Source organism: Pseudonocardia oroxyli, assembly GCF_900102195.1.
Taxonomy (GTDB): Bacteria; Actinomycetota; Actinomycetes; order Mycobacteriales; family Pseudonocardiaceae; genus Pseudonocardia; species Pseudonocardia oroxyli.
Genome location: NZ_FNBE01000004.1, coordinates 68361 through 93754 on the forward strand (window position 1 = coordinate 68361; position 25394 = coordinate 93754).

General features: G+C 74.6%; 24 protein-coding genes and 1 pseudogene. 11 read left to right on the forward strand and 14 right to left on the reverse strand.

The window, feature by feature from the left end; genetic code table 11:
* Nucleotides 1–27: 27 nt before the first annotated feature.
* Both BLS43_RS07335 and BLS43_RS29880 read left to right on the forward strand, forming a co-directional pair.
* Nucleotides 28–1122 carry a glycosyltransferase gene (locus tag BLS43_RS07335; RefSeq protein WP_093078752.1) on the forward strand — a complete coding sequence of 365 codons (1095 nt, stop codon included), beginning with the start codon at nt 28–30 and terminating at the stop codon, nt 1120–1122.
* A gap of 267 nt (nt 1123–1389) precedes the next feature.
* A complete protein-coding gene (locus BLS43_RS29880; RefSeq protein ID WP_245707359.1) occupies nt 1390–2565 on the forward strand; it encodes a C40 family peptidase in 1176 nt (391 codons plus the stop codon).
* A 61-nt stretch (nt 2566–2626) separates the two neighbouring features.
* Here the strand turns inward: BLS43_RS29880 and BLS43_RS07345 are convergent, their stop codons facing one another.
* A complete protein-coding gene (locus BLS43_RS07345; RefSeq protein ID WP_176921238.1) occupies nt 2627–3400 on the reverse strand; it encodes a DeoR/GlpR family DNA-binding transcription regulator in 774 nt (257 codons plus the stop codon).
* 223 nt (nt 3401–3623) lie between these two features.
* Here BLS43_RS07345 and BLS43_RS07350 point away from each other — a divergent pair, with 223 nt between their 5' ends.
* Together BLS43_RS07350 and BLS43_RS07355 are read left to right on the forward strand one after the other, a co-directional pair.
* Nucleotides 3624–5306 carry a sodium:solute symporter family protein gene (locus BLS43_RS07350; protein WP_093078758.1) on the forward strand — a complete coding sequence of 561 codons (1683 nt, stop codon included), beginning with the start codon at nt 3624–3626 and terminating at the stop codon, nt 5304–5306.
* Between the two features lie 11 nt (nt 5307–5317).
* Entirely contained in the window at nt 5318–5632 is a 315-nt protein-coding gene (locus BLS43_RS07355; RefSeq protein ID WP_093078760.1) for a hypothetical protein, read from the forward strand.
* 227 nt (nt 5633–5859) lie between these two features.
* Here BLS43_RS07355 and BLS43_RS07360 read toward each other — a convergent pair whose 3' ends face one another.
* Nucleotides 5860–6210 (reverse strand): universal stress protein, encoded by a 351-nt coding sequence (locus tag BLS43_RS07360; protein ID WP_093078763.1) that lies wholly within the window; start codon nt 6208–6210, stop codon nt 5860–5862.
* Between the two features lie 346 nt (nt 6211–6556).
* Between BLS43_RS07360 and BLS43_RS07365 the strand changes: the two genes are divergently transcribed.
* A complete protein-coding gene (locus tag BLS43_RS07365) occupies nt 6557–7546 on the forward strand; it encodes a LacI family DNA-binding transcriptional regulator (RefSeq protein ID WP_176921220.1) in 990 nt (329 codons plus the stop codon).
* A 69-nt stretch (nt 7547–7615) separates the two neighbouring features.
* On the forward strand, nt 7616–7831 hold the full coding sequence (locus tag BLS43_RS07370) for a hypervirulence associated TUDOR domain-containing protein (protein WP_093078769.1): 216 nt from the start codon (nt 7616–7618) through the stop codon (nt 7829–7831).
* Nucleotides 7832–7852: 21 nt separating this feature from the next.
* Here BLS43_RS07370 and BLS43_RS07375 read toward each other — a convergent pair whose 3' ends face one another.
* Together BLS43_RS07375 and BLS43_RS07380 are read right to left on the reverse strand one after the other, a co-directional pair.
* Nucleotides 7853–8257: a DUF5709 domain-containing protein gene (locus tag BLS43_RS07375; RefSeq protein ID WP_093078772.1), complete on the reverse strand. Its 405-nt coding sequence runs from the start codon at nt 8255–8257 to the stop codon at nt 7853–7855.
* Nucleotides 8254–9264, reverse strand: a complete 1011-nt coding sequence (locus tag BLS43_RS07380) for an enoyl-CoA hydratase/isomerase family protein (RefSeq protein ID WP_093078775.1) — start codon at nt 9262–9264, stop codon at nt 8254–8256. The genes BLS43_RS07375 and BLS43_RS07380 overlap by 4 nt, the downstream gene beginning before the upstream one ends.
* A 47-nt stretch (nt 9265–9311) precedes the next feature.
* On the opposite strand from BLS43_RS07380, the gene BLS43_RS07385 reads away from it, so the two are divergent.
* A complete protein-coding gene (locus BLS43_RS07385; protein ID WP_093078778.1) occupies nt 9312–10442 on the forward strand; it encodes a CoA transferase in 1131 nt (376 codons plus the stop codon).
* Nucleotides 10439–11776: an amidohydrolase family protein gene (locus BLS43_RS07390; RefSeq protein ID WP_093078780.1), complete on the forward strand. Its 1338-nt coding sequence runs from the start codon at nt 10439–10441 to the stop codon at nt 11774–11776. Before BLS43_RS07385 ends, BLS43_RS07390 begins: the two co-directional genes overlap by 4 nt.
* Before the next feature lie 12 nt (nt 11777–11788).
* Here BLS43_RS07390 and BLS43_RS07395 read toward each other — a convergent pair whose 3' ends face one another.
* Nucleotides 11789–12334: a TetR/AcrR family transcriptional regulator gene (locus BLS43_RS07395; RefSeq protein ID WP_093078783.1), complete on the reverse strand. Its 546-nt coding sequence runs from the start codon at nt 12332–12334 to the stop codon at nt 11789–11791.
* A gap of 99 nt (nt 12335–12433) precedes the next feature.
* Between BLS43_RS07395 and BLS43_RS07400 the strand changes: the two genes are divergently transcribed.
* Nucleotides 12434–12856, forward strand: coding sequence for an organic hydroperoxide resistance protein (locus BLS43_RS07400; RefSeq protein ID WP_093078785.1), 423 nt, complete (start codon nt 12434–12436; stop codon nt 12854–12856).
* Nucleotides 12857–12935: 79 nt separating this feature from the next.
* On the opposite strand, the gene BLS43_RS07405 is transcribed toward BLS43_RS07400, so the two are convergent.
* Both BLS43_RS07405 and BLS43_RS07410 read right to left on the reverse strand, forming a co-directional pair.
* Entirely contained in the window at nt 12936–15491 is a 2556-nt protein-coding gene (locus BLS43_RS07405) for an MFS transporter (protein WP_093078788.1), read from the reverse strand.
* Nucleotides 15492–15517: 26 nt separating this feature from the next.
* The gene (locus BLS43_RS07410) at nt 15518–15994 is read right to left on the reverse strand and encodes a MarR family winged helix-turn-helix transcriptional regulator (RefSeq protein ID WP_093078791.1); all 477 of its coding nucleotides are present in this window, start codon (nt 15992–15994) and stop codon (nt 15518–15520) included.
* 94 nt (nt 15995–16088) lie between these two features.
* Between BLS43_RS07410 and BLS43_RS07415 the strand changes: the two genes are divergently transcribed.
* Both BLS43_RS07415 and BLS43_RS07420 read left to right on the forward strand, forming a co-directional pair.
* Nucleotides 16089–16673, forward strand: coding sequence for a TetR/AcrR family transcriptional regulator (locus BLS43_RS07415; protein WP_093079879.1), 585 nt, complete (start codon nt 16089–16091; stop codon nt 16671–16673).
* A gap of 67 nt (nt 16674–16740) precedes the next feature.
* Nucleotides 16741–17829 (forward strand): MBL fold metallo-hydrolase, encoded by a 1089-nt coding sequence (locus tag BLS43_RS07420; RefSeq protein WP_245707360.1) that lies wholly within the window; start codon nt 16741–16743, stop codon nt 17827–17829.
* Between the two features lie 104 nt (nt 17830–17933).
* Here BLS43_RS07420 and BLS43_RS07425 read toward each other — a convergent pair.
* From BLS43_RS07425 to BLS43_RS31955, 7 genes and pseudogenes are all read right to left on the reverse strand, one after another.
* Nucleotides 17934–18916, reverse strand: a pseudogene (locus BLS43_RS07425) (NAD(P)H-dependent flavin oxidoreductase).
* 166 nt (nt 18917–19082) lie between these two features.
* Nucleotides 19083–19316, reverse strand: a complete 234-nt coding sequence (locus tag BLS43_RS07430; RefSeq protein ID WP_143029968.1) for a hypothetical protein — start codon at nt 19314–19316, stop codon at nt 19083–19085.
* A gap of 17 nt (nt 19317–19333) precedes the next feature.
* Nucleotides 19334–20584 (reverse strand): YeeE/YedE family protein, encoded by a 1251-nt coding sequence (locus BLS43_RS07435; protein ID WP_245707361.1) that lies wholly within the window; start codon nt 20582–20584, stop codon nt 19334–19336.
* A gap of 10 nt (nt 20585–20594) precedes the next feature.
* Entirely contained in the window at nt 20595–22709 is a 2115-nt protein-coding gene (locus BLS43_RS07440) for a hypothetical protein (protein ID WP_093078799.1), read from the reverse strand.
* 13 nt (nt 22710–22722) lie between these two features.
* A complete protein-coding gene (locus BLS43_RS07445; RefSeq protein ID WP_245707362.1) occupies nt 22723–24570 on the reverse strand; it encodes a selenium-binding family protein in 1848 nt (615 codons plus the stop codon).
* Nucleotides 24570–24878 (reverse strand): hypothetical protein, encoded by a 309-nt coding sequence (locus BLS43_RS07450; protein WP_093078802.1) that lies wholly within the window; start codon nt 24876–24878, stop codon nt 24570–24572. Before BLS43_RS07450 ends, BLS43_RS07445 begins: the two co-directional genes overlap by 1 nt.
* 192 nt (nt 24879–25070) lie before the next feature.
* Nucleotides 25071–25157 carry a putative leader peptide gene (locus BLS43_RS31955; RefSeq protein ID WP_374204987.1) on the reverse strand — a complete coding sequence of 29 codons (87 nt, stop codon included), beginning with the start codon at nt 25155–25157 and terminating at the stop codon, nt 25071–25073.
* Nucleotides 25158–25394 lie beyond the last annotated feature (237 nt).

Below are 25394 nucleotides of genomic sequence, written 5' to 3' on the forward strand. Positions count from 1 at the left end.
GGTCACGCCCGGATGAGGAGATCCTCGGTGAGAGTCGCGCACCTCGTCGACACGCTGCACCCCGCGGACGGGGAGTACGGGCTGTCCGCCCTGGCGGGCGCCGCGGCGGGCGCAGGGCTCGAGCTCGTCGTCATCGCGCTGACCGGGAGCGAGGACCGGCGGGCCGAGGCGCTGCGCGCGGCAGGGGCCGTCGTGGTCGAGGAGGGGTTGGCGCCCTGGGACCCCCGGGCGGTGCCCGCGCTCCTCGACACCCTGCGGGAGCACCGGGCGGAGCTGGTGCACACCCACGCCCCGAACGCGGACGTCGTCGGCGCGGCGGCGGGCACCCGGCTGCGGATCCCGGTGTTCTCCACGCTGCACCGGATCGAGGAGGAGCCCGCGGGCAGGCTGGACCGGCTGCGGCGGGCGGCCAAGACCACCGCCCGCGCCCGGTTCGTCACCCGCACCATCGCCGTCTCGCGGCTGCAGGTGGACTGGTACCGGCGGGTGGCGGGCTCCGCGCACGGCCTCGTCGTGCTGCCCGACGGCGTGACCGACCCCGCGCCGCTGCCGGACCGCGCGCGCACCCGGGCGGCGCTGCAGGTGGGCGCGGACGACGTGCTCGTCGTCTCCGCCGCCCCCATGCGCCGGGGCAAGGGCCAGGACCTCCTGCTCGACGCCGTCGCCGCCCTGCCCGAGGACCTCGGCGTCCGCGTCGTGCTCACCGGGGACGGGCCGCTGCGGCCCTGGCTGGAGGCGCGGGTGGGCCGGGAGGAGGAGCTGACCGGACGGGTGACCTTCCGCCCCCTGCCGGACCCGGCCGCGTTGCTGCAGGCCGCGGACCTGCAGGTGCACGTGACCCGCACCGACGTCATGCCGACGGCCGCGGTCCGCGGGCTGGCCGCGGGGATCCCCGCGGTGACCGGCCGGACCGGGGGCCTGCCCGAGATCGTCACCCGCGAGACGGGCCGGACCGTCCCGCTCGACGCGGACGCGGTCGCCGAGGCCGTCGCGGAGCTGGCGGCCGACCCGGGGCTGCGCGGGCGGCTCGGCGAGGCCGCCCGGGCCCGCTATCTGGACCGTTTCGAGGCGGGCGGTTGGGCCGAACGGCTGCGCGAGCTCTACGCGAGCACGACACGCTGACCAGGCGCCGAACGGCTCTCGGCCGACGGAAACGACGTCTCGTCCCGGAGAGCCGACCGGTCGGCGCGCGGGTCACGGTTCGGGGCGCGTCCCGATCACGGCCCGGTTACGGTCGTACCCGCCTCCGGGAACCGCGTCCGGGGGCACGCCCGGTCGGCCCGTCCCACCTGCCCGCCGACACTCCCCCGGGCGCCCACTCCCCGGCACGGGGCAGGTGCAGGCGGCGCTCCCCGGCGCTCCCGCCCGTGGACGGCGAGGAACGACTGCATGACTGCACCAGGCGCGAGCGTGGCCCTGTCCCCGAGGGCCTTCGACCTGTTCGTCCCGGCCGCCCGGCACAGCGCCGAGGACCGGTCCGGCGGCCTGTCGGCCGCCGACCTGATCTCCCGGCTCTCCGGCGACACCCCGCCGCCCTCCGGCGGCCGTCGGGCCCGCCGCGCCGGGACCCGCGAGACCCCGCCGGCTCCCGGGACCCCTGTCGCCCCCGCGGCCCCGGTGGACGAGGCGACCCGGGCGTTCCCGGCCGCCGCGCCGGAGCCGCCCGCCGGGCTCACCGGCTCGTTCTTCACCGGCGCCGGGGTCACCGGCGCGTTCCGCAGCGTGGCGGGCGGCCTGACCGGCACCCTCCCGGCCGTCCTGCGCTCGCCCCGGGCCATGGTCGCGGCCGCGGGTGTCGGGGCCGTGGGCGCGTCCGCGCTGCTCACCGGCATGCCGAACCCGGCCCAGGAGATCGCCCAGGCCACGGGTGCGTTCCACCTCGCCGCCGCGGACGACGTGCTGCCCGCCCTCACCGACGGCACGGACGCCCCGGGAGACGGCGCCACCGCGACCGGCGCGGACCTCGCCGCGCAGGCCACCCAGGTCACGCAGGTCATCCCGGCGGTCCCCCCGGTCGGCACGGACGGCACCAGCGCCACCGCGCTGGGCTCCGCGCTGGGCGCCCTGCCCCAGGTGCTGGGCCACGCGAACACCGCGCAGGCGGACGTCCTCAAGAAGGCCGCGGAGGCGCAGGCCCGGGCGGACGCGCTGAAGAAGGCCGCCACGGGCGCCGCGGGCACCGCGGGTGCCTCGGTCGGCGACGTGATCTCGGGCGTGTCCGGTCTCGGCGCCAAGGCCCTCGCCGCGGCGCAGACCAAGCTCGGGGCGCCGTACTCGTGGGGTTCCTCGGGTCCGAACGCCTTCGACTGCTCCGGCCTCACCAGCTGGGCGTTCAAGCAGGCGGGGGTCACCATCCCGCGCACCTCGGCGGCCCAGTCGACCTTCGGCACCCCGGTCGCCAAGGGCGACCTCCAGCCCGGCGACCTCGTCTTCTTCTACCAGCCGGTCAGCCACGTGGGCATCTACATGGGCGGCGGCAAGATCCTGCACGCCAGCACCAGCGGCGAACCGGTGAAGATCTCGGACATGAGCAGCTTCCCGTACTCGGGCGCCCGTCGGATCTAGCGGCTGCGCCGCCCGTGCGTGGTAAGTGGTGCCAGAGCACCACTCACCACGCACGACCGCGTCAGCGGGGTTCGGCGACGACCACCTGGTCGACCTCGCCCGCGAGGACCGCGCGCGCGTCGTCGTCGAGGCCGCTGTCGGTGACCAGCACGTCCGCCTCGGCGAGCTCGGCGATCGTCGAGATCCCGGCGGTCCCCCACTTCGTCGAGTCCGCGACCACGACCAGCCGGTGCCCGGCCTCGACGAGGGCCCGGTCGGTCTCGGACTCCATCAGGTTCGGGGTGGTGAACCCGCTCGCCGCGCTCATCCCGTGCACGCCGAGGAACACGACGTCGAGGTTCAGGGTCCGCAACGCCGCCACGGCGACCGGCCCCACCAGCGCCTCCGACGGCGTGCGGATCCCGCCGGTGAGGATGACCGTCCGCCCGGGCCGCTCGGCGCTGAACACCTCGGCCACCGCCATCGAGTTGGTCACGACCGTCAGCCCCTCGACCTCGAGCAGGGCCCTGGCCAGGGCGGCGGTCGTGGTGCCCGCGGACAGCCCGATCGCGGTGCCCGGCTCGACGAGCTCGGCCGCGGCCGCGGCGATCGCCTCCTTCTCCGCCTGCTGACGGCCGGACTTCTCCACGAAGCCCGGCTCGTGCGTGCTGGGGACCCCGAGCGCGGTGGCACCGCCGTGCACCTTCGCGAGCAGCCTGCGCCGGGCGAGGACGTCGAGATCGCGGCGGACGGTCATGTCCGAGACGCCGAACCGCTCGGCGAGATCGGAGACGCGCACGGCGCCGCGCTCCCGGACCTGCTCCAGGATCAGCTCCTGGCGCTGCCGGGCGAGCAGGCTCACCCTCGACCGCCGTTCACACCGCACACAATGCAACGCGTTCGAACCAGCGTCAACGGACCTCGTGGGCTGTACACGCCCTTACCGCACAGACTCCACCGATTCAGTCTGTCGGATAATGTTCACTTCGTCGGCGAAGGGGGTATGTTCCGGCGCGACACGATCGCACGGACATCGGCGAGGGAGCCGCTATGCACACCGGACGGCTGCGAGGCCACCCATGATCCTCGCCCAACAGACCGACCTCCGGCTCGACGCCAACGCCCTGGACTACGTCCTGGTGGCGTTCTACTTCCTGCTCGTCCTGGGCATCGGCTACGCGGCCCGGCGGTCGGTGTCGTCGAGCCTGGACTTCCTGCTGTCCGGCCGGTCCATGCCCGCCTGGGTGACCGGCCTCGCGTTCATCTCGGCGAACCTCGGCGCGCTCGAGCTGATCGGCATGGTGGCCAACGGGGCCCAGTACGGCATCCCGACGGTGCACTACTACTGGATCGGCGCGATCCCGGCGATGGTCTTCCTCGCCCTGGTGATGATGCCGTTCTACTACGGCTCCAAGGCCCGCTCGGTGCCGGAGTTCCTCTTCAAGAGGTTCAACCGGACCACCCAGCGCGTCCAGGCCGTGATCTTCGCGCTCTCCGCGGTGCTGATCGCGGGCGTCAACCTGTTCTCGCTCGGCCTGCTCCTGGAGGCCCTGCTCGGCTGGTCGCTGGCGCTCGCCATCCCGATCGCCGCGCTGATCGTGCTCGCCTACATCACCCTCGGCGGGCTGTCCGCGGCCATCTACTCCGAGGTGCTGCAGTTCTTCGTGATCCTGGCGCTGCTGATCCCGCTCACCATCGCGGGCCTCAGCCGCGTCGGCGGGTGGGACGGCCTCAAGGCGGCCGTGACCGCGGGCCCGGGCGGGGCCGAGGAGCTCTCGTCCTGGCCCGGCACCACGTTGACCGAGATCATGAACCCGACGCTCTCGGTGATCGGCATCGTGTTCGGTCTCGGCTTCGTGCTGTCCTTCGGCTACTGGACCACGAACTTCGCCGAGGTCCAGCGCGCGCTGTCCGCCAAGAGCATGTCGGCGGCCAAGCGCACCCCGCTGATCGGCGCCTACCCGAAGGCGCTGCTGCCGCTCGTCATCATCATCCCCGGCATGATCGCCGGTGTCCTGGTCCCGCAGATCGTCACGCTCAAGGCGGGCGGCACCACGGACGTCGAGTACAACAACGCGCTGTCGCTGCTGATGAAGGAGGTCCTGCCCAACGGGATCCTGGGCGTCGCGATCGCGGGTCTGCTCGCGGCCTTCATGGCCGGCATGGCGGCGAACATCAGCTCATTCAACACGGTGTTCACCTACGACATCTGGCAGGACTGGGTGCGGCCCGGCAAGTCGGACAAGTACTACCTGCAGGTCGGGCGCTGGATCACCGTCATCGGCTGTGTGATCGCGATCGGCACGGCGTTCATCGCCTCGGGGTCCGGCAACATCATGGACTACCTGCAGTCGCTGTTCAGCTTCTTCAACGCGCCGCTCTTCGCGATCTTCATCCTCGGCCTGTTCTGGCGGCGGATGACCGGGACGTCGGCCTGGATCGGCCTGCTCTCGGGCACGGCCGCGGCCGTCGCGGTGAACGTGCTGGTCACGACCGGGGTCCTCCCGCTGTCGAGCCAGGCGGGCAGCTTCGTCGGGGCCAGCGCGGCGTTCGTCGTCGGCGTGGTGGTCGCGGTGGCGGTCTCCATGGTCAGCACCCCGCGGCCCGCGGCGGAGCTGACCGGTCTGGTGTGGAGCCTGACGTCGAAGGAGGAGCGCACCCACGAGACCCACGGCGAGGACTCCGGCTGGTACCGCAGCCCCGTCACCCTGGGCATCGGCGTGCTCGTCCTGACCGCCATCCTCTACATCCTCTTCTGGTAAGGACGGACGACATGACGGAACCGGACGGCCCGGCCACCGGGCACAGTGCCCCGGCCTCGACGACGGCCTCGCGCCTGTTCGACCTGCGGACGATCCTCGCCCTGATGTTCGGCGTCTACGGGATCGTGCTGCTCGTCCTGGGCCTGTTCTCGACGACGGAGGCGGACATCGAGAAGGCGGGCGGCTGGAACATCAACCTGGACACCGGGATCGCGATGCTCGTGCTCGCGATCTTCTTCCTCGCCTGGGTGCGGCTGCGCCCGGTGAAGGCACCCGCGGCGGAGATCGAGGGGACCGCCGGCGACACTGCCGGCCCCTCTCACTAGGAGCCCTGGTCGGCTCCCGGGCTCAGTTCCGGGAGCCGACCGGGTACTGCGGGTTGAACGCGTGCAGCGTCCAGTCGTCAAAGCGACGTGCGGTGCGGCGGACCGTGGTCCAGAACGTGGTCATGCTGTCCTCCTCTCCTCAGTTATGCACTTACAGTACCGAAGACGCGTTGCTCTTCTGAATCGTTCCCGATGAGCTCACGTTCGTGACTCGCGTCACCCGTGGGTCAGCGCTTCACCGCCAGCACCGGGACCTCGGCCTCCAGCAGCAGCCGCTGCGACAGCGAGCCGAGCAGCGCCTTGCCGATCGGACTGCGCCGCTTCATGCCGATCACGAGGACGTCGACGGCGCCCGCGTGCTCGTCGAGCGCGGCCAGCACGCAGTCCGCCAGGTCCGCGTAGCCGGTGCGCTCCTTCACCGTGATCGTCAGGTCGGTGGGCATGCCCACCAGGTCCAGCGGCCCGAGCGCCAGGTTGAGCACGACCAGGTCGGTCGCGCGCCGCCGCGCCTCGTCGATCGCCGCCGACAGCGCCGTCCGCCCCTCGGGTGAGTCCGGTACCGCCACCATCACCGTCATGCCGCTCCTCCCGCGCCGGGCCGATCCCCGGTCGAGCGCGCCAGTGTGCGCGCCCCGGCCCCGCCGTGTCTGCCCGGCATGGCGGACCCCACCTCGTGCACGTCGGGCGCTCCGGGACGGCACGGGGCGCCACCCGTTGAGCCGCAACAGGTGTCACGCTCCACCCCCTGAACGGGGAGGGCGCCGACGCTCGGACGGCGCACTCGGGTCACCACGGGTGAGCACCACGGTCTCGCCCGTGTGGGTGCGGGGAGGACCCGATCGTGTCGGAGCGGGCTGCTGCACGATCTCCCTCGTGGACGGTATAAGCGGGCGTCGGGACTCGGGCGGTCCCCGCGCGGCGACGATGAGTGACGTCGCCCGGCGGGCGGGCGTCTCGCGCGCCACGGCGTCCTACGTGCTCAACCGGACGCCGGGCGCCCGGATCCCGGAGCAGACCCGCGCGCGGGTGCTCGAGGCGGCGGAGCAGCTGCGCTACGTGCCCCACGTGAGCGCGCGGTCGCTGCGGCGCGGGCGCAGCGACCTCGTGGTGGGCCACGTCGACGGCACGGCCGTGCTGCGCGGCGGACTGTCGTTCGTCACCCTCATCCAGGTGGCCCGAGACGTCCGCGAGGCGGGCTACACGTTCCTGATCCACGGCGACCCCACGGTCACGGGGATCCCGGCCGCCCGGTCGTGGCTGGCGCTGCGACCCGCCGCGGTCGTGGCCACCCTGGACCGGTACACCGAGGACAGCGTCGCGATGCTCGCGGAGGCGGGCACCGTGCCGATCGCGTTGTCCCACACGCCCTCGGACCTCACCGCGACCGTCGTGATCGACGACGGGGACCTCGGTCGGACCGCCGCCCAGCACCTGCTGGACCGCGGGTGCAGGCGGATCGTGGTGCTCGGTGGCTGCTCCCGGCTCGTGGATCGGCAGACCCTCGGACACCGGATGGACGAGGCCGAGGCGGCCGCCGAGGCGGGTGGTGCCGAGACCCGGCGCGTGCCGTTCAGCCCGGACCGCGAGACCGCCGCGGACCTGGTGCGGACCTGGCTGGCGGACGGGACCCTGCCCGACGGCGTCGTCGGGGCCACCACCACCCACGCGGCGCACATCCTCACCGCGCTGGTCGACGCGGGCGTGCGCGTGCCGGAGCAGGTCGCGGTCCTCGCCGCGGACGACGAACCGCAGGCCGAGCTGGTCCGACCGCGGTTGACGACGGTGAGCGCCGACCTCGCCGCCGACGAGTCCCGGATGGCGGACGCCGTGCTGGCGGCCCTCGAGGGCCGGTGGGATCCCGAGCTCGCCGTGCGGCGGCTCCCGGCCCGGCTCGTGCCCCGGGACAGCGCCTGACCCAGGGCCTGACCCAGGGCCGACCCAGGGCCCGGTTTCGGCGCCCGCGCCGGCGGGGATCCCCCGCGCATGGCGAAGTACCGCAAGGGATCCCGGGTCGCGTGGAACTGGGGCAACGGACAGGGCGAGGGCAAGGTCGACTCGGTCCACACCGACCGCGTCGAGAAGACCATCAAGGGGAGGAAGCAGTCCCGCAACGGGACCGACGACAACCCCGCCTACGTCCTCGTGCAGGAGGACGGCACGACCGTCCTCAAGCTGGAGAGTGAGCTCGAGAAGGCCTGAGCCCTCCGGGTCGTCCCCGGATCACTCGTCGACGACGTGGACCGCGGCCTCCTCGGCCGACGCCCCGGCGCCGTCGATGCCGACGTCCGAGGCCCACGCGTCGGAGTCGGTGTCGAAGACCCCGCCCTCGGCCGCGTCGACCAACCGGCCCGAGCGGCGCTCGCCGACCTGGTCGTCCAGGAGCTCTCCGTCGGTGTCGTCGGTGTCCGCCTCCCAGTCCGGGTCCTCGTCGTCCTCGTCCTCCACCGTCTCGTCCGGGAGCTCGCGCGCCAGCCGCTCGTCGAGGGTCGCGTCCTCGTCCGCGGTCCAGGGCCGCTCGGGCGGTGAGTAGCCCTCGTCGAGCACGTCGGCGACACCCGTGTCCATCAACGTGTCCTCGGGTTCGAGCTGGTCGCTCTCGGTGTCGAAGCTGTCCGGGTCGCTCATGGGGACAGCCTGGCACGAGCCGGGACGATCGCGTCCACGAGTCCCCACTCCAGTGCGGTCGCGGCGGGGACCGGCAGCCCGGACAGCGCGCACCACAGCGCACGGTGCCTGCCGATGCGGCGCGGGATGCTGACCGTGCCGCCCGCGCCGGGGATCAGGCCCATCGCGACCTCCGGCAGCCGCAGCACCGTGTCGGGGTCGGCGACGACCCGCCCGGCGTAGGCGGGCACCTCGATGCCGGCGCCGACGCACGCCCCGTGCAGCCGCACCTCGACGCGCCCGCGCAGGGCGTGCAGGGGCAGCGCGGCACCCGCCCGGGTGCGGACGAGGTGCGCGGTGACCGGGTCGGGGGTGGTGCCGAACTCGTCGAGGTCACCCCCGGCGCAGAAGCCGGGCCCCGCGCCGTCCAGGACGACCCGCTCGACGGACGGGTCGAGCAGGGCCAGGTCGAGCAGCCCGACCAGGGCGTCCCGGAGCAGGCGGCCGTAGGCGTTGCGGCGTTCGGGCCGGTTGAGGGTGAGGTGCAGGGTGCCCCCCTCCCGCGCGGCGAGCACCGGGTCCGCGACCGGGGGCGGGAGCGGGCGCGGGCCGCGGGCGGCGAGCCAGCGGCCGAACTCGGGCCCGCCGAGCAGGGTGGAGTACGCGAGCGACTCGGCGTCCAGCGCGGCGGGCACGTCCAGGGCGCCCGACCAGCGCAGCAGTCCGGCGAGCACCGTCGAGGCCTGCGGGTTCGCGGCGACCACGGCCTCCAGGTGGGCCAGGGCCGCCGCCGGGTCCGCCACCGCGACCTGCGTGCGGTCCGTGGCCGTCGTGACCAGCGTCAGGTCGAGGTCCCCGCACAACGCCCGCGGCGAGCCGATCCCGACCAGGATGCGGTCGCCCGCGGGGACCGAGTCGCCCGGCCCGTCGAGGTCCACCGCGACGAGGGGGTGCACGATCCCCCCGTCGCCGTCGAGGAGCGGGGACAGCTCGGCGAGCTCGGCGGGCGCGAGAACGGGCACGGTCATGGTGCTCGCAGAGTAGCGCTGCGCCGATCGGTCGGTAGGGTCGCGACATGGACGCGCGGGCGGACTGGCTGGCCTCCGGGGTCGCGGCCCTGACCGGGCATCCGGACGGCCCGCCGCTGGTCCCGCCCGGGCGTGCGGCCTCGGTCGCCGCGGGGCTCGGCGCCGTGTTCGGGATCGACGGGGCCGCGCTCCTGGGTGAGCGCGCCGCCCTCACCGGACGCACCCGCGCGGGCCGGACCTCCGTCGGGGGCGCCTGCAGGCTGGTCCCGCTGTCCGACGGCTGGGCGGCCGTCTCCTGCGCCCGGCCGGACGATCCCGCCCTGCTCGGCGCCCTGGTCGAACACCCGCTGCCCGAGGACGATCCCTGGCCGCTCCTGCGCGCCGCCCTCGCGGGCATGTCCGCCGCCGCGCTCGCCGAGCGCGCCACCCTCCTCGGGGTCGCCGCCGCGCCGGTCGCCCACCCGTCCCCCCGCCCCGGGACCCCCGGCGTGGCCCCCGCCGAGCGGGCCGACCTGCGCGGGCGGCTGGTCGTGTCCTTCGCCGCGCTCTGGGCGGGTCCGCTGTGCGCCCATCTGCTGCGGCGCGCGGGCGCGGCGGTCGTGACCGTCGAGACCCCGCGGCGGCCCGACGGCGCGCGGCGCGGCGAGCCCCGCTTCCACGCGCTGCTCCACCACGGCGAGCGGTCCGTGGTGCTGGACCCGGTCCGCGACCGGGCGGCGCTGCACGCGCTGGTCGCCGCGGCGGACGTGGTGATCGAAGGGTCACGCCCGCGGGCCCTGCGGGCCTGGGGGCTGCAGGCCGAGGAGGCGGTCGCGCGGGGCACGACGTGGGTGTCGATCACCGCGGCGGGGCGGGCGTCGGACCGGGTCGGCTTCGGCGACGACGTGGCCGCCGGCGCGGGGCTCGTCGCGCTCGACCGCGACGGCCTGCCGGTGTTCGTCGGGGACGCGATCGCCGACCCGCTCACCGGCCTCACCGCGGCGGCGCTCGCGGTGCGCGAACCCGGTGTGCTGCACGACGTCTCGATGACCGCCGTGGTCGCGGACACGCTCGACGGCACCGGGGGCGGCCCGGTCGAGGAGGCGCCGCTCCCCCGGCACCGCGAGATCCCGTCCGGCGACCCGACGCTCGGGGCCGACACCGCCGCGGTCCTCGCCGAGCTCGGTCTGCGGGCATGAGCGACGCCGTGCTGCTCCGCGACGCCGAGGTGCACGGCACCCGGACCGACGTACTGGTGCACGGCGGCCGGGTGGTGGCCGTCGGCGCGCCGGAGCGCGGGTCCGCCGAGGTCGCCGAGGTGGTCGAGTGCCGCGGCGGGGCGCTGCTGCCCGGCCTGCACGACCACCACCTGCACCTGCACGCCCTCGCCGCGGCCCGGCGGTCGGTGCGCTGTCCGGCCGACCACGCCGCGCTGGCCGCCGCCCTGGGCGCGGCCGAGGCGGACGTCCACGGCTGGGTCCGCGGCGTCGGCTCTCCCGGGGACGATCTCGACGCCGCCGTGCTCGACCGGCTGCACGGCGAGCGACCGGTCCGGATCCAGCACCGCAGCGGGGCGATGTGGGTGCTGAACAGCGCGGCGCTGGCGCGGATCGGGCCGCCGGACCACCCGGGCGTCGAGCTGCGGGACGGGGCGCCGACCGGCCGGGTCCTGCGCGCCGACGACTGGCTGCGCGCCCGCCTCCCCGCCGCCGACCCGCCCGACCTGCGCGGACTCGGCGCCGGGCTGGCGTCCCTCGGCCTCACCGCGCTGACCGACGCGACTCCGGACCTCGCCGACCCGGGCTCCCTCGCCGTGGTCCCGCAGCGGCTCACGCTGCTCGGCCTGGGGCTCGACGCGGCGGCTCCCCCGGGGGTCGTCGCCGGGCCGTACAAGATCGTGCTCGCGGACTCCGGGCTGCCGGGTCTCGACGAGCTCGTGGAGCGGATCCGCGCCGCACACGCCGTCGGGCGGCCCGTGGCGGTGCACTCGGTGACCCGGGAGTCGCTGGTCCTGCTCGTCGTCGCGCTGCGGGCGGCCGGGACGCTCCCGGGCGACCGCGTCGAGCACGCGGCGATGGTGCCCGCGGAGCTGGTCGGCGAGCTGGGCCGACTCGCCGTGGTGACCCAGCCGGGGTTCCTCGCCGACCGCGGCGACGCCTTCCGCCGCGAGGTCCCGGCCGCCGACCACGGGGACCTCTACCGCTGCCGGAGCCTGCTCGACGCCGGCGTCTCGGTGGCACTGTCCTCCGACGCCCCGTACGGGCCGGTGGACCCCTGGGCGGTGATCGCGGCGGCCACCACCCGGTCCACACCGGACGGCGCGCCGCTCGGACCCGACGAGGCGATCACGGCCGCCGAGGCCCTGGCGGGCTATCTCGCGCCGACGCCGGGCGCGCCGCCGCGCCGCGTCGCCGCGGGCGTGCGGGCCGACCTGGTCCTGCTGCACGTCCCGGTGGCCGACGCCCTGCGCGAGCCCTCCGCCGCGGCCGTGCGGGCGGTGTGGATCGGCGGGGTCCCGCAGCGGCTGCGGTGATCGCACGCACCCTCACGCCGCGAGGATCTCCTCCAGGCCGCGCCGCAGCGTCTCCCGGGCCACCGCGGGGTCGCCGAGGTAGCCCGCGACCATCGCACCGTCGCGCAGCATCATCAGGTGGGCGGCTCCCGCCTGCGGGTCCGGGTGGCCCACCACGCGGAGCTCCCGCACGAACAGCTCCGAGAGCCAGGCGCGGTGCGCGGCGACCGCACGGTGCACGGGGCTGTCGCGGTCCGGGAACTCGGCGGCCGCGTTGAGGAACGCACAGCCGCGGAAGCCGTCGGTGCACAGCTGCTCGCCCATCCCCCCGACGACGGCGCGCAGCCGGGCCGCCCCCTCGGGCGCGGTGTCGGCGACCGCGCGGACGGCCCGGTCCACGGCGCCGAGGTAGGCGACGATCAGGTCGTCCTTGCTCGGGAAGTGCCGGTAGAAGGTCGCGCGCGTGACCTGTGCGGCGCCGATCACCCGGTCCACACCGACGGCGCGGATGCCGTCGGCGTAGAAGAGCGCGGACGCGGTGGTGAGCAGCCGCTCCCGGGCGGGAGTGAGCACGGACATGGACGCCAGGGTAGCAGAAAGAACGATCGGTCTTGCGCTTTCGGACGGCTCGTGCCAGGCTCGAAGAGACCGATCGTTCTACCCCCTCGGAGGCCTCCCGTGTCCACCCTCTACACCGCCGCCGCCATGTCGACCGGAGACGGCCGCAACGGCCACGTCCGCTCGTCGGACGGCCAGATCGACCAGGACCTGGCGATCCCGAAGGAGATGGGCGGGGCGGGCGGCGCCACCAACCCCGAGCAGCTCTTCGCCGCCGGCTACGCGGCCTGTTTCCACTCCGCGCTGAAGCTGGTCGCGGGCCAGCAGAAGGCGCCTGTCACCGACTCGTCGGTGTCCGCCGAGGTCGGCATCGGCCCGAACGACGCGGGCGGGTTCGCGCTGTCCGTCGCCCTGTACGTCGAGCTGGCGGGCGTGGACCAGGCCACCGCCGACCAGCTGGTCGAGGCCGCCCACCAGGTCTGCCCGTACTCCAACGCCACCCGCGGCAACATCCCGGTGACCCTCGAGGCCACCGTCGCCTGATCCCGGCCGACGACGACGGCCCCCGCACCGTGGGTGCGGGGGCCGTCGTCGTCGGTGCCGGTCCAGTGCGCCGCCGGGGTCAGTCGCCCGCGACGGGCTGGACCCGGACTGGTCCGGTCTCGAGCTCGGCGTCGAGCTCCGTCTCCAGCTCGGTGTCGCGGTCGGCGCGGCGGGGCGTGTCGTACCCCGGCTCGCCCGCCGGGCCGAGCGCCACGCGGACGTCCGTGGTGCCGCCCGGCTCGACGCGCACGACCTGCACGTCCGGGGCGTACCCCACGGCGGTCAGCGTGTAGCGGCCCGCGGGCAGGTCGGCGAAGCCGAACCGGCCGTCGGCGTCCGTGGTGGTGGAGCCCACCACGTGCCCGTCGGGGTCGACGAGCGTGGCGACGGCCTCGGGCACCCCGCGCCCGGTGCCGTCCGCGGTGACCGTGCCGCGCAGCGTGGCCCGGTCGGGCAGCGTGACGTCGTGGACCAGCGGGGTGCCGTCGATCAGGGTGACGGTCGCGGCGACCGGCGGGTGCCCCTCCCCCGCGGCGGTGAGGGTGACGGTGCCCGCGGCCAGCCCGTCCATCCGGTACCGGCCCCCGGCGTCGGTGCGGGCGACCCCGACGACGTCGCCGCGGGCGTCGATCGCGGTGAGCGTGGTGGGGACGGCGGGCCGCACGGTGCCGGTGACCTCGACGCCGCCGCCGAGCACCACGTCGTGGCGCACCGGGGCGTCCGCGACCGCGACCATCGTGGCCGACGGCCGCAGCGCTCCGGAGGCGACGACCAGCAGGTACGTCCCGCCGGTCGGCAGGTGGAACTCGAAGCCGCCGTCCGCGGCGGTGCTCGCCCGGCCGACCTGTACGCCGTCCGGCCCGGTCAGGGTCACGACCGCGGACCCGATGCCGGCTCCGCCCGCGGTGCCGACGAAGCCGTACACGGCCGGTCCGATGCCGTCCGGGTCGGCCGCGGCGCGCGGCGCGCTCTCGTGCAGGGCGTGGCGGCCCTGGTGCCAGACGGGCTCGCGGACCGGCTCGGCGGCGGTCTCGGCGGTGGTCTCGGCGCCGCCCGCGGACTCGGCCTGTTGCTGCTGGATGCCGCTGAGGGTGCGCAGCGGAACCTCCTTGATGAACGCGATCGCGAGCACCGAGATGATCGCGAGCGCCCCCGCGACCAGGAAGATCGTGGCCGTGCCGTCCCCGTACGCACCGCGGACGATGTCGCCCAGCGCGGGCGGGAGGTCGTTGAGCGAGGCGAGGCTGACGTCCGCGCCCGCGCCGCCCTCGGGCACCGCGACGCCCGCCGCGGCGAGGCCGTCCGCCGTCCGGTCCGCGACCTGCGAGGCGAGGACCGCGCCGAGCACGGAGACCCCGACGGTGCCGCCGAGGGACCGGAAGAAGGTCACGGTCGAGGACGCCGCGCCCAGGTCCGAGGGCTGCACCGTGTTCTGCACGGCCAGCACCAGGTTCTGCATCGTCATGCCCATGCCGAGGCCGAGCACCGCGAGGTACCCGCCGATGAGCACCATGTCCGTGGTGTGGTCGATCGTGCCCAGCAGCCCGAACCCGACGACCATCAGGATCGAGCCGACGACGAGGAAGGCCTTCCAGCGGCCGAGGCGGGTGATCAGGATGCCGGAGAACGTCGCCGAGAGCGTGGAGGCCAGGATCATCGGCAGGGTCAGCAGGCCGGACGCCGTCGGCGAGTAGCCGCGGGCGATCTGGAAGTACTGCCCCAGGAAGACCGCGCCGCCGAACATCGCGACGCCGACCGCGATGCTCGCGACCGTGGCGAGCGTGGTGGTGCGGTTCTTGAACAGGTACAGCGGCACGATGGGCTCGGCGGCGCGCGACTCGACGAACACGGCCAGCGCCAGCAGCACCACGCCGATCCCGAGCAGCAGCCAGGACGTGCCGGAGGTCCAGGCGAACTCGTCGCCCGCCAGCGTGACCCAGATCAGCAGGTCGCAGACGCCGCCCGCGATGAGCGCGGCGCCCAGGTAGTCGATCTTCACCCGGCGCTTGACCACCGGCAGGTTCAGCGTCCGCTGCACGACGATCAGCGCGACGACGGCGACCGGCGCCCCCACCCAGAAACACCAGCGCCAGCCGAGCGGGCTGTCCACGATCAGGCCGCCGATCAGCGGGCCCGCGACCGTGGCCAGCGACATCACCGCGGCGATCGGGCCGGTGTAGCGGCCCCGCTCGCGGGGGCTGATCATGGCCGCGATCACGATGATGATCAGCGACTGGAGGGCGCCGAGGCCGAGGCCCTGCACGGCGCGCCACGCGATCAGCGTCTCGACGGACTGCGAGAAGCCGGCCAGCACCGAGCCGCCGATGTACAGCACGATGCCGAGCTGGACCAGCAGCTTCTTCGAGAACAGGTCGGAGAGCTTGCCCCAGATCGGGGTGCTCGCCGTGGACGCCAGCAGGGTCGCGGTGACGACCCAGGTGTACTGGCTCTGGGAACCGTGCAGGTCGGTGATGATGACCGGCAGCGCGTTGGACACGATGGTCGCCGACAGGAACGCGGTGAACATCGCGAGCAACATGCCGGACAGCGCCTGGACGACCTGGCGCTGCGTCATGGTGCCGCTGTCCTGCGCGGTCACCGGGGCGGTGGCCGTGACGGCGGTGGGGCTGGACATACTTCCTCGACTCTCGGGGTCGGCGCTCAGCCGACGGGCGTGCGGTGCCTGGGGGCGGGCACCCGGCTCAGATCGGACAGCAGGCCGCGCAGACCCGCGACGAGGACGGCGACATCCGCGTCCTCCCGCTCGGCGAGGGCGGCGGCCACCTCCTCGGCGCGCGCGGTGCGGTAGCAGCGGAGCGCCTCGGCGCCCTCGTCGGTCAGGGCGACGAGCTGGGCCCGCCGGTCGGCCGGGTCCGGGCGGCGGACCACCAGGCCGGACTCCTCCAGGACAGCCACCCGACGGCTGATCACCGAGGCGTCGAGCTCCAGGGACCCGGCCAACCGGCCCAGCCGCTGCTCGCCCTCCTCGTGCAGGAGCACGAGCACGCCCGCCTGGGCGTGATGGACCGCGCAGGGGCCACCGGGCTCCCCCTCGGGAGCCTGCCGGGCCGCCCGGCTGAGGGCGACGACGTCCCGCATCACCTCGATGAGGTCCGCGGCGGTCGACGTGCTGATCACGACTCTTCTCCTTTGCGTGCTACATGCAAGCTAACTCCGATGCTTGTGGCATGCAACGTGAGCCGCCGGGATCACCCGATAGCCTGGCCGCCTCATGAGCGCGACGACGGCGGGCCGACCGCGGGACCCGGAGGTCGACCGGCGGGTGCTGCGGGCGGCCGTGACCCGCTACGCCGACCACGGGTGGGCGGCCTTCAGCGTGGACGCGGTCGCCCGGCTCGCCTGCGTGGGCAAGGCGGCCATCTACCTGCGGTGGCCGACGAAGGAGGCGCTCCTCGGGGCCGCGCTCGCGGAGGGCGTGCCACTCGTCCTGGACAACGACACGGGCACGCTGCGCGGCGACCTCCTGGCACTGGCGCGCCAGCTGCTCGTGCACCATCTCGGCGCGGAGGGCCAGGCCCTGCGGCGGCTGGGTGTGGAGTACCTCACCATCCCGGACGTCGCGCAGACGTGGGAGACCCATCGCCGGAGCCGGCTCGAGGCGGCGCGCGCGATGATCCGGCGCGGGATCGCGCGCGGCGAGATCCGCCCCGACACCTCCCCCACGCTGCTGCTGGACGCGCTCTGCGGCGGGGTCATGATCCACACGACGTCCACTCCCGACGCCCGACGCGGCGACATCGACGTCGACGGTTATGCGGAGCGCCTCGTCACCTTCCTGTTACGGGCGGTTGAGTGAGCGCGCGGCGGAGCGTTACCGTCGCGACGAGATATCGGACGTTCAGCGTGTCGAAAGTAGGTGGCCGGTGACGGGCGGCGTCGAGGTGGTCGGGACCGCGCAGCAGCGGGCCTGGGTGGCGCGGGTGCTCCCGCCGGTCGAGCGGCTCGAGGCCGGCATGTGGTCGGTCCCCGTGCCGATCCCGGACAACCCGCTGCGCTACACGCTGTGCTACCTGATCCCGACGGACGACGGGGTCGTCGTGGTCGACCCGGGGTGGGACAGCCCCGAGGGCTGGTCGGCCCTGGAGGCGGGCCTGACGGCCGCGGGCGCCCGCGCCGAGGACGTCGTCGGGATCGTGGCCACGCACATCCACCCGGACCACCACGGCCTGTCCGGCAGGCTCGCCGAGCGCTCCGGCGCGTGGATCGCCATGCATCCCGAGGAGGCCGCCACGCTCCCCGAGCGCGGCTCCCGGGAGGGGCGCAGCGACACCATGGCCGGCTGGCTGTGCGGGTGCGGCGCGTCCGAGCCCGAGATCGACGAGCTCACCGGGCCGCAGGCCTGGCGGCCGGACTTCGAGAACATGGCCCGGCCGGACGTCCTGCTCGCCGACGGCGACCCGCTGCCGGTCACGGGCAGGCGGGTCACGGCCGTGTGGACGCCCGGACACACGCCCGGCCACATCTGCCTGCTGGAGACCGACGCCCGGGTCATGCTGACCGGCGACCACGTGCTGCCCCGGATCACCCCGAACATCGGGATGACGCCGCACCAGCCGGACTCCCCCGCCCTGGCGACCTTCCTGGACTCCCTGGACAAGGTCGCCCGCCAGGACGAGGAGCTCGGCGGCCTGACCGCGCTGCCCGCGCACGAGTACCGCTTCCGCGGTCTCGCGGCCCGGGCCCGCGCGCTGCAGGCCCACCACGCCGAGCGCTGCGCCGAGCTGCTCGACATCGTCCGGGAGGCGGGCCGCCCGACGATGTGGGAGGTCACGGCGAGGCTGACCTGGTCGCGCCCCTGGGACGAGGTCGGCCGGATGCGCATCGGCGCGCTGGCCGAGACCGCCTCGCACGTGCGCTACCTCGCCGACCGCGGCCTGCTGGTGTGCGACGGCGACCCGCTCATGGGCGCCCCGCAGGGCGACGAGACGGTGACGGTCCGCGCCGTCGCCTGACGCCCTGTCGCCCTGTCGCCTGACGCATTGTGGAGCCACAACCGTCGTTTTCGGGGCCCGAAACGACGGTTGTGGCTCCACAATGCGCACAGGTGGCGGTGCGTTCAGGCGGCCGCCGTGGCGCCGACGGCGGCGGCGAGGCGCTCGGTGATGATCTGCTCGGCGTCCCGCACGATGCGCGTGACGAGCTCCGCGCAGGTCGGGATGTCGTGGATGAGCGCCTGCACCATGCCCGCGGACCAGATGCCCGCGTCCAGGTCGCCGGTCTCGTAGACCTGTACGCCGCGGGTGCCCGCGACGAGATGGCGGACGTCCTCGAACGCCGCGCCGGCGTTCAGCTTCTCGACGACCTCGCGGGAGACCGCGTTGTCGGCGACGCGGGCGGTGTTGCGCAGCTGCCGGAAGATCAGCTGGGTGTCCCGCTCCTGGGCCGCCACCAGGCGGTCCTTGACGTTCTGGTGGATGCCGGACTCGACGGTCGCCATGAACCGGGTGCCCATGTTGATCCCGTCCGCGCCGAGCGCGAGCGCCGCGACCAGACCGCGGCCGTCCCCGAAGCCGCCGGAGGCGATGAACGGGATCTCGAGCGCGTCCGCGGCGGCGGGGAGCAGGATCAGGCCGGGGACGTCGTCCTCGCCGGGGTGCCCGGCGCACTCGAAGCCGTCGATCGACAGCGCGTCCACCCCGAGCGACTGGGCCTTCACGCCGTGGCGCACCGAGGTGCACTTGTGGATGACCTTGATCCCGGCGTCGTGGAAGTGCGGCAGGTGGTCCACCGGGTTCGCGCCCGCCGTCTCGACGAAGGGCACGCCCTCGTCGATGATCACCTGCCGGTACTCGGCGTACGGCGGCGGCGTGATCGCCGGGAGGATCGTGAGGTTCACCCCGAACGGCCGGTCGGTGAGCTCTCGGCAGCGGCGGATCTCCGCACGCAGGTCCTCGGGCGTCGGCTGGGTCAGGGCCGTGATGAACCCGAGGGCCCCCGCGTTCGCCACCGCCGCCACGAGCGGCGCGCGCCCGACCCACTGCATGCCCCCTGGGCGATCGGGTGCTCGACCCCGAACAGCTCCGTGAACCGCGTCCGCATTCGTGCTCCGCTCCCGTCCGGACACCGGGCGCCGGTCCGCGGCACCGCGGTACTGAACGAACGATCGACTCAATAACTCTCGCCGATGCCGCGGCTCCGCCGCCCGTGCGTGGTAAGTGGTGCCAGAGCACCACTTACCACTCACGAGTGGCGGAGCCGCGGTACCTCAGTTGACGCCGCCCAGGGCCCCGTACACCGGGGCGAGCACGTCGAACAGCCCGAACGTCGGGTCGTCGATCGGCACCGGCAGGTGGTCGGTCACCCACACCGGGTCGCCTGCGACAGGCGACCCCGCCGGGGCGGTGGGCGGCTCGGCGATCACCGGGGCCGCGGAGGCGACTCCCCCGCCGAGGACGGTGAGCGCGAGTCCACCGAGGACGGTGGCGGTCGTACGGATCATGTTCTCTCCCTTGTTGTTCAGCACAACGAGTCGACCGGCTTGGGGTTGGTGTGTCCGAACAGCGGCCGCAGCCGCAGTCCGACCCACGTCCCGGCCAGCGCGACCACACCCCAGATCCAGCCGTGCAGGCTGAACGAGGCGATCCCGGAGAAGTAGGCGCCGATGTTGCAGCCGCCCGCGAGCCGCGCGCCGTACCCCATGAGGATCCCGCCGACGACCGCGCCCACCGCGATCCGCCACGGGATCCGCTTGTGCAGCAGGAAGGCGCCGCCCACGCCGGAGGCGAAGAGCGCCCCCACCATGATCCCGATGTCCAGCACCGAGATCCGGTCGGCGAGCACCGGCCCGGCCAGCATCGTCGCGTTGGCGGGCACCTGCCAGAACGCCCAGTTCTCGGGCTGGGCGCCGAACCACTGCAGCACCTTGGCACCCCAGAGCCCGAACGCGGAGGTCACGCCCCACGGCTGGCCGGACACGAACAGCACACCGGCGTTCAGCACCGCGAGCGCGATCGCGCCCACCCACATCGGCCACGAGCCCCGCAGCGCACGGGCCGGGCCCGCCGCCGACGGCGGACGCTCGACGGGCGGGGGGTTCCGCCTGCGTGCGACCACGTACGTGGCGCCGGCGATCAGCACCATGACGAGCAGCGAGAGCGCGACCGCGCCGGGGATGCCGAAGACCGTGCTGAGGTCGACCGGGATGCCCTGGGGCACCACGAACGTCCAGAAGGGGAAGGTCAGCGCGGCGAAGACGGAGCCGACGACGAAACCGAACAGGGTCAGCACGATCGCCGACTGCCCGCTGCCGACGGCGAACAGCGTGCCGGACGCGCAGGAGCCGCCGATCTGCATCCCGACGCCGAACAGGAAGGCGCCCACGACCAGCCCGATGCCGACCGGGTTGACATAACCCCGCGGGTCGCCGGACAGGCCGATGCCGGTCGCGAAGACGACGCCGAACAGGACCGTCGCCACGCCGAGCATCAGCATGTGGGCCCGGATGGCCGCGCCCTGCCCCACGGCGACCAGCTGGCGCCACCCGGAGGTGAAGCCGAAGCGCGAGTGGAACAGGGTGAACCCGAGCAGCAGCCCGAGCGCGCCGGTCAGCACCATCGTCGTCGGCGCGACCCGCGAGACGCCCCACAGGAACAGGGCGGCGAGCAGGACCGCGGCGGCGGTCGGGACGGGTTGGACGGGCGCGGCCTTGCGGTCCTGGGGTCCGAACGCCGCGCGCTCGGTGGCGCGCAGGTCGGTGAGTACGGACACGGTGACTCCTCTAGTCGAGTGGGGCGGAGACCGGGACGACGGTCCCGCCGGGGAACCACGACGCCGGGTTGGGGGTGCCGGCGTGGTGCTCGCCGGTGCTGGTCATGGGCACGTCCACCGGGGCGGCGCCGTAGAGCGTCGGTCGCGGGGCGGGCGGGACGCCCTCGTGCCGCGCCCACGCCAGGTACCCGGCGGTGGCGGGCGGCTCACCCGGGAACAGCGCGGCGACGGCTCCCGCGTAGTTCCGCGACCGGGTCTCCTGCGGGTCGAACGTCAGCGGCAGCACCGAGGACGCCGTCGCCGTCACGACCCCGGGGGTCAGCAGCCACGGTGCCAGGTAGGTCCCGCCCAGGTGGGTGGGGGTCTCCAGCGCGCGGGCCGACGCGTCGTCCAGCGCCGCCCGCGCGGGCGCCCAGCCGGACACGACGACCAGCGCCGAGTCCGGGTCGGGCCGGTCGGAGTAGGAGACGTCCGGGGCGGCCTCGTGCACGACGGCGGCGGCCTGCACCGAGCGGGGTGAGTCGTCGGCGACCAGCCGGATCCGGTCCACCCCGCGGTCGACGATGCCGCGCGCGGTCGCCCGCAGCGCGTCGGCGTCCGCCTCGGACAGGGCGTCCGACGGGCAGGCGCCCACCTCCGGCGCGGGGGTGCCGGGCCGCTGCCCGGCGAGGTCCCCGAGCAGGGCGGACGCGCACTCGGGCCCGTCCGGGCCGACCAGCGCCCCGGCCTGCTCCGGCGCGGTCCCGGTGTCGACCGGGACCGTCGCCGACCCGGTGCCGACGGCGAGCGTCAGCGTGCCCTTCCCCGGGGGCAGGTCGACGACGGCCCAGCCGCCCCCGGCGCCGTCCCGCGCCGTGATCGGGACGGGCGGGGCGTCCCCGGCGGCGACGGTCGCCGTCGCCGGGGTGGTTCCGTGGTGGTGCGCGACCGGGGTGGTCGCCGCCGGGGTGGTGTAGTCCCCCGAGACGTGCACCAGGTTGGGTCCCGGCCGCAGCGGCGCGACGAGCACGGCGAGGGTCTCGCCGCCGCTCGCCACGGTCCGCAGCAGCGGTTGGCCGGGTACCGGTGCGGGACCGGGCGGCGGGAGCGCCGCCAGCACGGACGCCGCCGCCAGCCCCACCCCGCCGACGACCGCCCCGATGCGGGCGAGCTCGCGGCCCGGGCGCGGGGCGCCGAGCGCCGGTGTCGTGCGCTCGGCGCGGGACGCTCGCGAGTCGTGTGCGCCCGGTGCCGCCGCGATCGCGCCGCCGGCACGGAACGTGCGCTCGTGCCGGGCCGCGACCGCCACGCCCACGACCGCGAGCAGCGGCAGCGCCACCGCCGCGAGCGAGGCGAGGCCGTAGGGGCTGCCGACCAGGTCGTGGCTCGTCTGCGGGCCGCTGACCAGCAGTTGTGCCAGCGCGGCCGCCGTCGCGAGCAGCCCGCCGACGATCGCGACCGGGACGAGCGGGGGCCCGCCCCGACCGGCGGGCTCGTCCGGGACGGCGGCGCCCGACGCCACGGCCGCGAACCGCACCGTCGGGGCCTCTGCATTCTCGCGGGAGCGGCGCGCCTCGAGAGTCCCCTGGGGAGGGGCGACTCGCACGCGCGTGGCAGCGGACCCACGCCGGGCCGCGGCGAGCGTCGCCGCGGCGCCGAGCAGGGCGGCGGCCCCGACGGCGTACGCGACGTCGAGCAGGAACGGGAGGCCGGTCCGGACCGACCCGAGCTGCACCGCCAGCAGACCCAGCAGGACCGCCCCGGGGAGGGCGGCCCAGCGGGACCCGATCAGCGCCGCGGCCGCCAGGGCCGCCACCACCTGCAGGACCGTCCCGAGCACCGCGACGTCCCCGGTCAGGTGCACGACCTCGGCCGCGACGGCCACGACGCCCGCCGCCACCCAGCCCGTCACCCGGATGCCGCGCCCGGGCCGACCGGCGGGCGCCGGGGCGACGAGCCCGACCAGTGCCAGGCCCGCGACCAGCGCGGTCCCGACCAGCAGCGCGACCCGCAGGCCCACCGCGAACGCCCCCGCCTGCTCCCCCAGCGCCGCAGCCGCACGTGCGGCGGAGGTGGGCGAGCCCGCGTCGAGGGCGGAGGCCGTGCCCCCGCCCGCCACCGCGAGGAGCGGGGCGAGCGGGAGCACGACCAGGAGACGCCTACGTGATGTCGGCATCGTTCGCGACGAACAGCATCGAGTGCGGCTTCGCGTTGCCGAAGGCGCCGTGCGGCCAGCGCTCCCGGTTGAACGAGATGCAGGTGTCACCCGTGTTCTCGTCCTTGAAGTCCGCGTCGAGGGTCAGGGACCCGTCCTGCGCGATGTCCACGAGGCAGACCCGGTGGTCACCGTCGGTGCCGGTGCGCGCCACGAAGTAGTTCGCGGTCGCGAGCCGCTTCGGCTGGTCGGTCTGGTGGTAGAAGCCGTCGGCCCCCAGCTCGAGGGTGTCCAGCGCGCCCCAGTGCGGACCACCCGCGGCCTTGCCGGGGTTGATCGTCTGGTGCCCCTTGAGCGTCGGGCAGTCGGACTCGGCACCGCCCGCCGCGATCTCGGCCTCGGTGTCGATGGAGCACTGGGCGTCGGTGCCGGCGTTCACCAGCTTCTCGATGTCCAGCGCGATGACGCCGCCGTTCGTCCCCGGGTCGGTCGGCCCGAGCGCGCCCGGCTTGCGGCCGATGATCGCGTGGTAGAGCGTCGTGTCGTCCGGGCTGGTCTGCAGCCAGCCGCCGTTGGACGACGGTCCGCCGTTGTCGCCCGCCTTCGGGTCCAGCTCCTTCACCGCGGCGGAGAGGTCGTAGATCTCCTTCCACTCCGGCTCGGGAACGGTGATGTCCGGCGTGTAGAACAGCGCGCCGCCCTGCATGGTCTGGGCGAAGGCGCCCTTGTGGCCGGGCAGGTTGGTGACGGTGGTCTCCATCGCGGCCCGGTTCTCGTTGTGCAGCGGGTCGCCCGCGCCGGAGCGCGGACCGGTCGGCAGGTAGGACACCGACTTGACCTTCGGGTGGTTCAGGTCGGAGATGTCCCAGGTCCGCACCGTGGGTCGACGCAGGTACGGCGACGGCGCCTTCACCGGGTCGAGGATGATCGTCCGCGGCTCGGCGTAGTCACTCGTGACCATCGTGTTCAGGTCCTCGCGGACCTGGATGCCGTGCGGGTTCGCGCAGCTGGGCTGCCCGAGCGCCGGCATGGTGAGGCACTGCGTCGGGTCCTCGGGGGTGCGGGTCGCGGCCGGGGCCTCGACCAGCTTCTGCCCGTCCGGACCGAAGCGCACGACCTCGCCCGGCGTGCCGGCGAACCCGTTGCCGGTGCGCACCTCGCCGTTCGAGTAGGTGCAGGGACCGGGGACGACCGGGCCGCCCATGTAGGTCCCGTACGCGGTCCCGTCCTTCAGAACCCAGTACGCGTCCGGCACCGACCCGCAGAGGGTTTGGCTGGGGAGGCTGATGCCGGAGAGCTTCAGCTCCGGCAGCGCGGACACGTCGAAGACGTAGGTGGCCGCCGAGAAGAGGCCACCCGCGTAGATCTTGTCGCCCTTGCGCCACGAGTACTGCATGTGGTGCGGCTCGTTCTCGACCAGCGGACCCACGGTGGCCGTGTTCACGACCTTGCCGTAGTTCGCCGACCCCTTGGTGACGTCGACGACCGCCATGAAGTCCGGCCCCGGCAGGGCGTTGCGCGCCTTGTCGAGCGGGTTCGCCAGCGACCCGGGCAGGTTCTTGACGTCCGGGACGACGGTGTCCGCGACGTTCTCGTCACCGGCCCAGACGACCATGTACTCGGGACGGGTGCCCGCGTCCGGCTTCGTCGCGGTGTCCACCAGGTTGTTCTCGACCCAGTAGTCCTTGCCGTCCGCGCCCTTGATCGAGGACCGGACCATCTGGACGTCCGCGTAGGCGTCGCCGCTCGGGATCGCCGTGACCCCGGCGACCACCCCCACCGCCAGCAGGCCGAGCAGGACCTGCCGTGCCCATGGTCGGGGTCGCACGCTCCCCCTCCGTGCCCCGCGCATCAGCTGGGGAGCAGTCGGGTGGGCGCGCCCGCGACCGACTTGATCAGGCCCGCGATCGGCACGCCGGCGGGGGCGAAGTCGAGCTGCTGGTTCAGCGGGTCGTCGTAGTACGTCTGGCTGGGCTCGACATGAGGCGCCGTGGGGGCGGGCGCCGGGTCGAGCCCGGTCGGTGCGGACAGCACCGGCGCGAGGTCCGGCACGAGGTCCGGCGTCGCGGCCTGGGCGGTGCCCGCCAGCGCGGCGAGTCCCGCGCCGGCGAGAACGACCGAGCCGGCACTGCCGAGCAGGCGCGTTCGGAGTCTGGACATGGTGATTCCTTCTTCTCTGGGGAGCGGACGGCTCGGCGGGACCCGCGTCGCCGGGGTGTCCGATGTGGAGCGGGGAGCCCTGGGACACGGCGGGACAACGGGTCGGGCGCGAACCTGGCGCACCGCGGGGGTGCGTCGGAGCGAGGAGGGGGAGGCGGGGTCCGCGGCGGTGTCGCCGGACGGCCCCGGACCTCAGCTCACCGTCGCGCTACACAGCGCGCTCGCCACGCGGCGCAGGTCGACGTGGCGTCGAACCGCGAAGGTGGTGGTGAGGCGCATGCCGAGGACTGTGCCACCCGTATGGAGCAATGGCGAACAGCGCCCCCCGAGATCGACATTGTCCGGTGCGTCGGGGACGGCCGAAATGGCGGAAATCGTGACCGGGGCCACGCGATTCGACGCCGAAAACGGCTCGGTCCCCACGCGGCGCGGGTCGCGTCCGCCTTCACCCCATCGTGTTCCCCTGCCCGGGAACCGATCACGGCACGGCGATCTCACCAGGGCTCGGACGCCGAC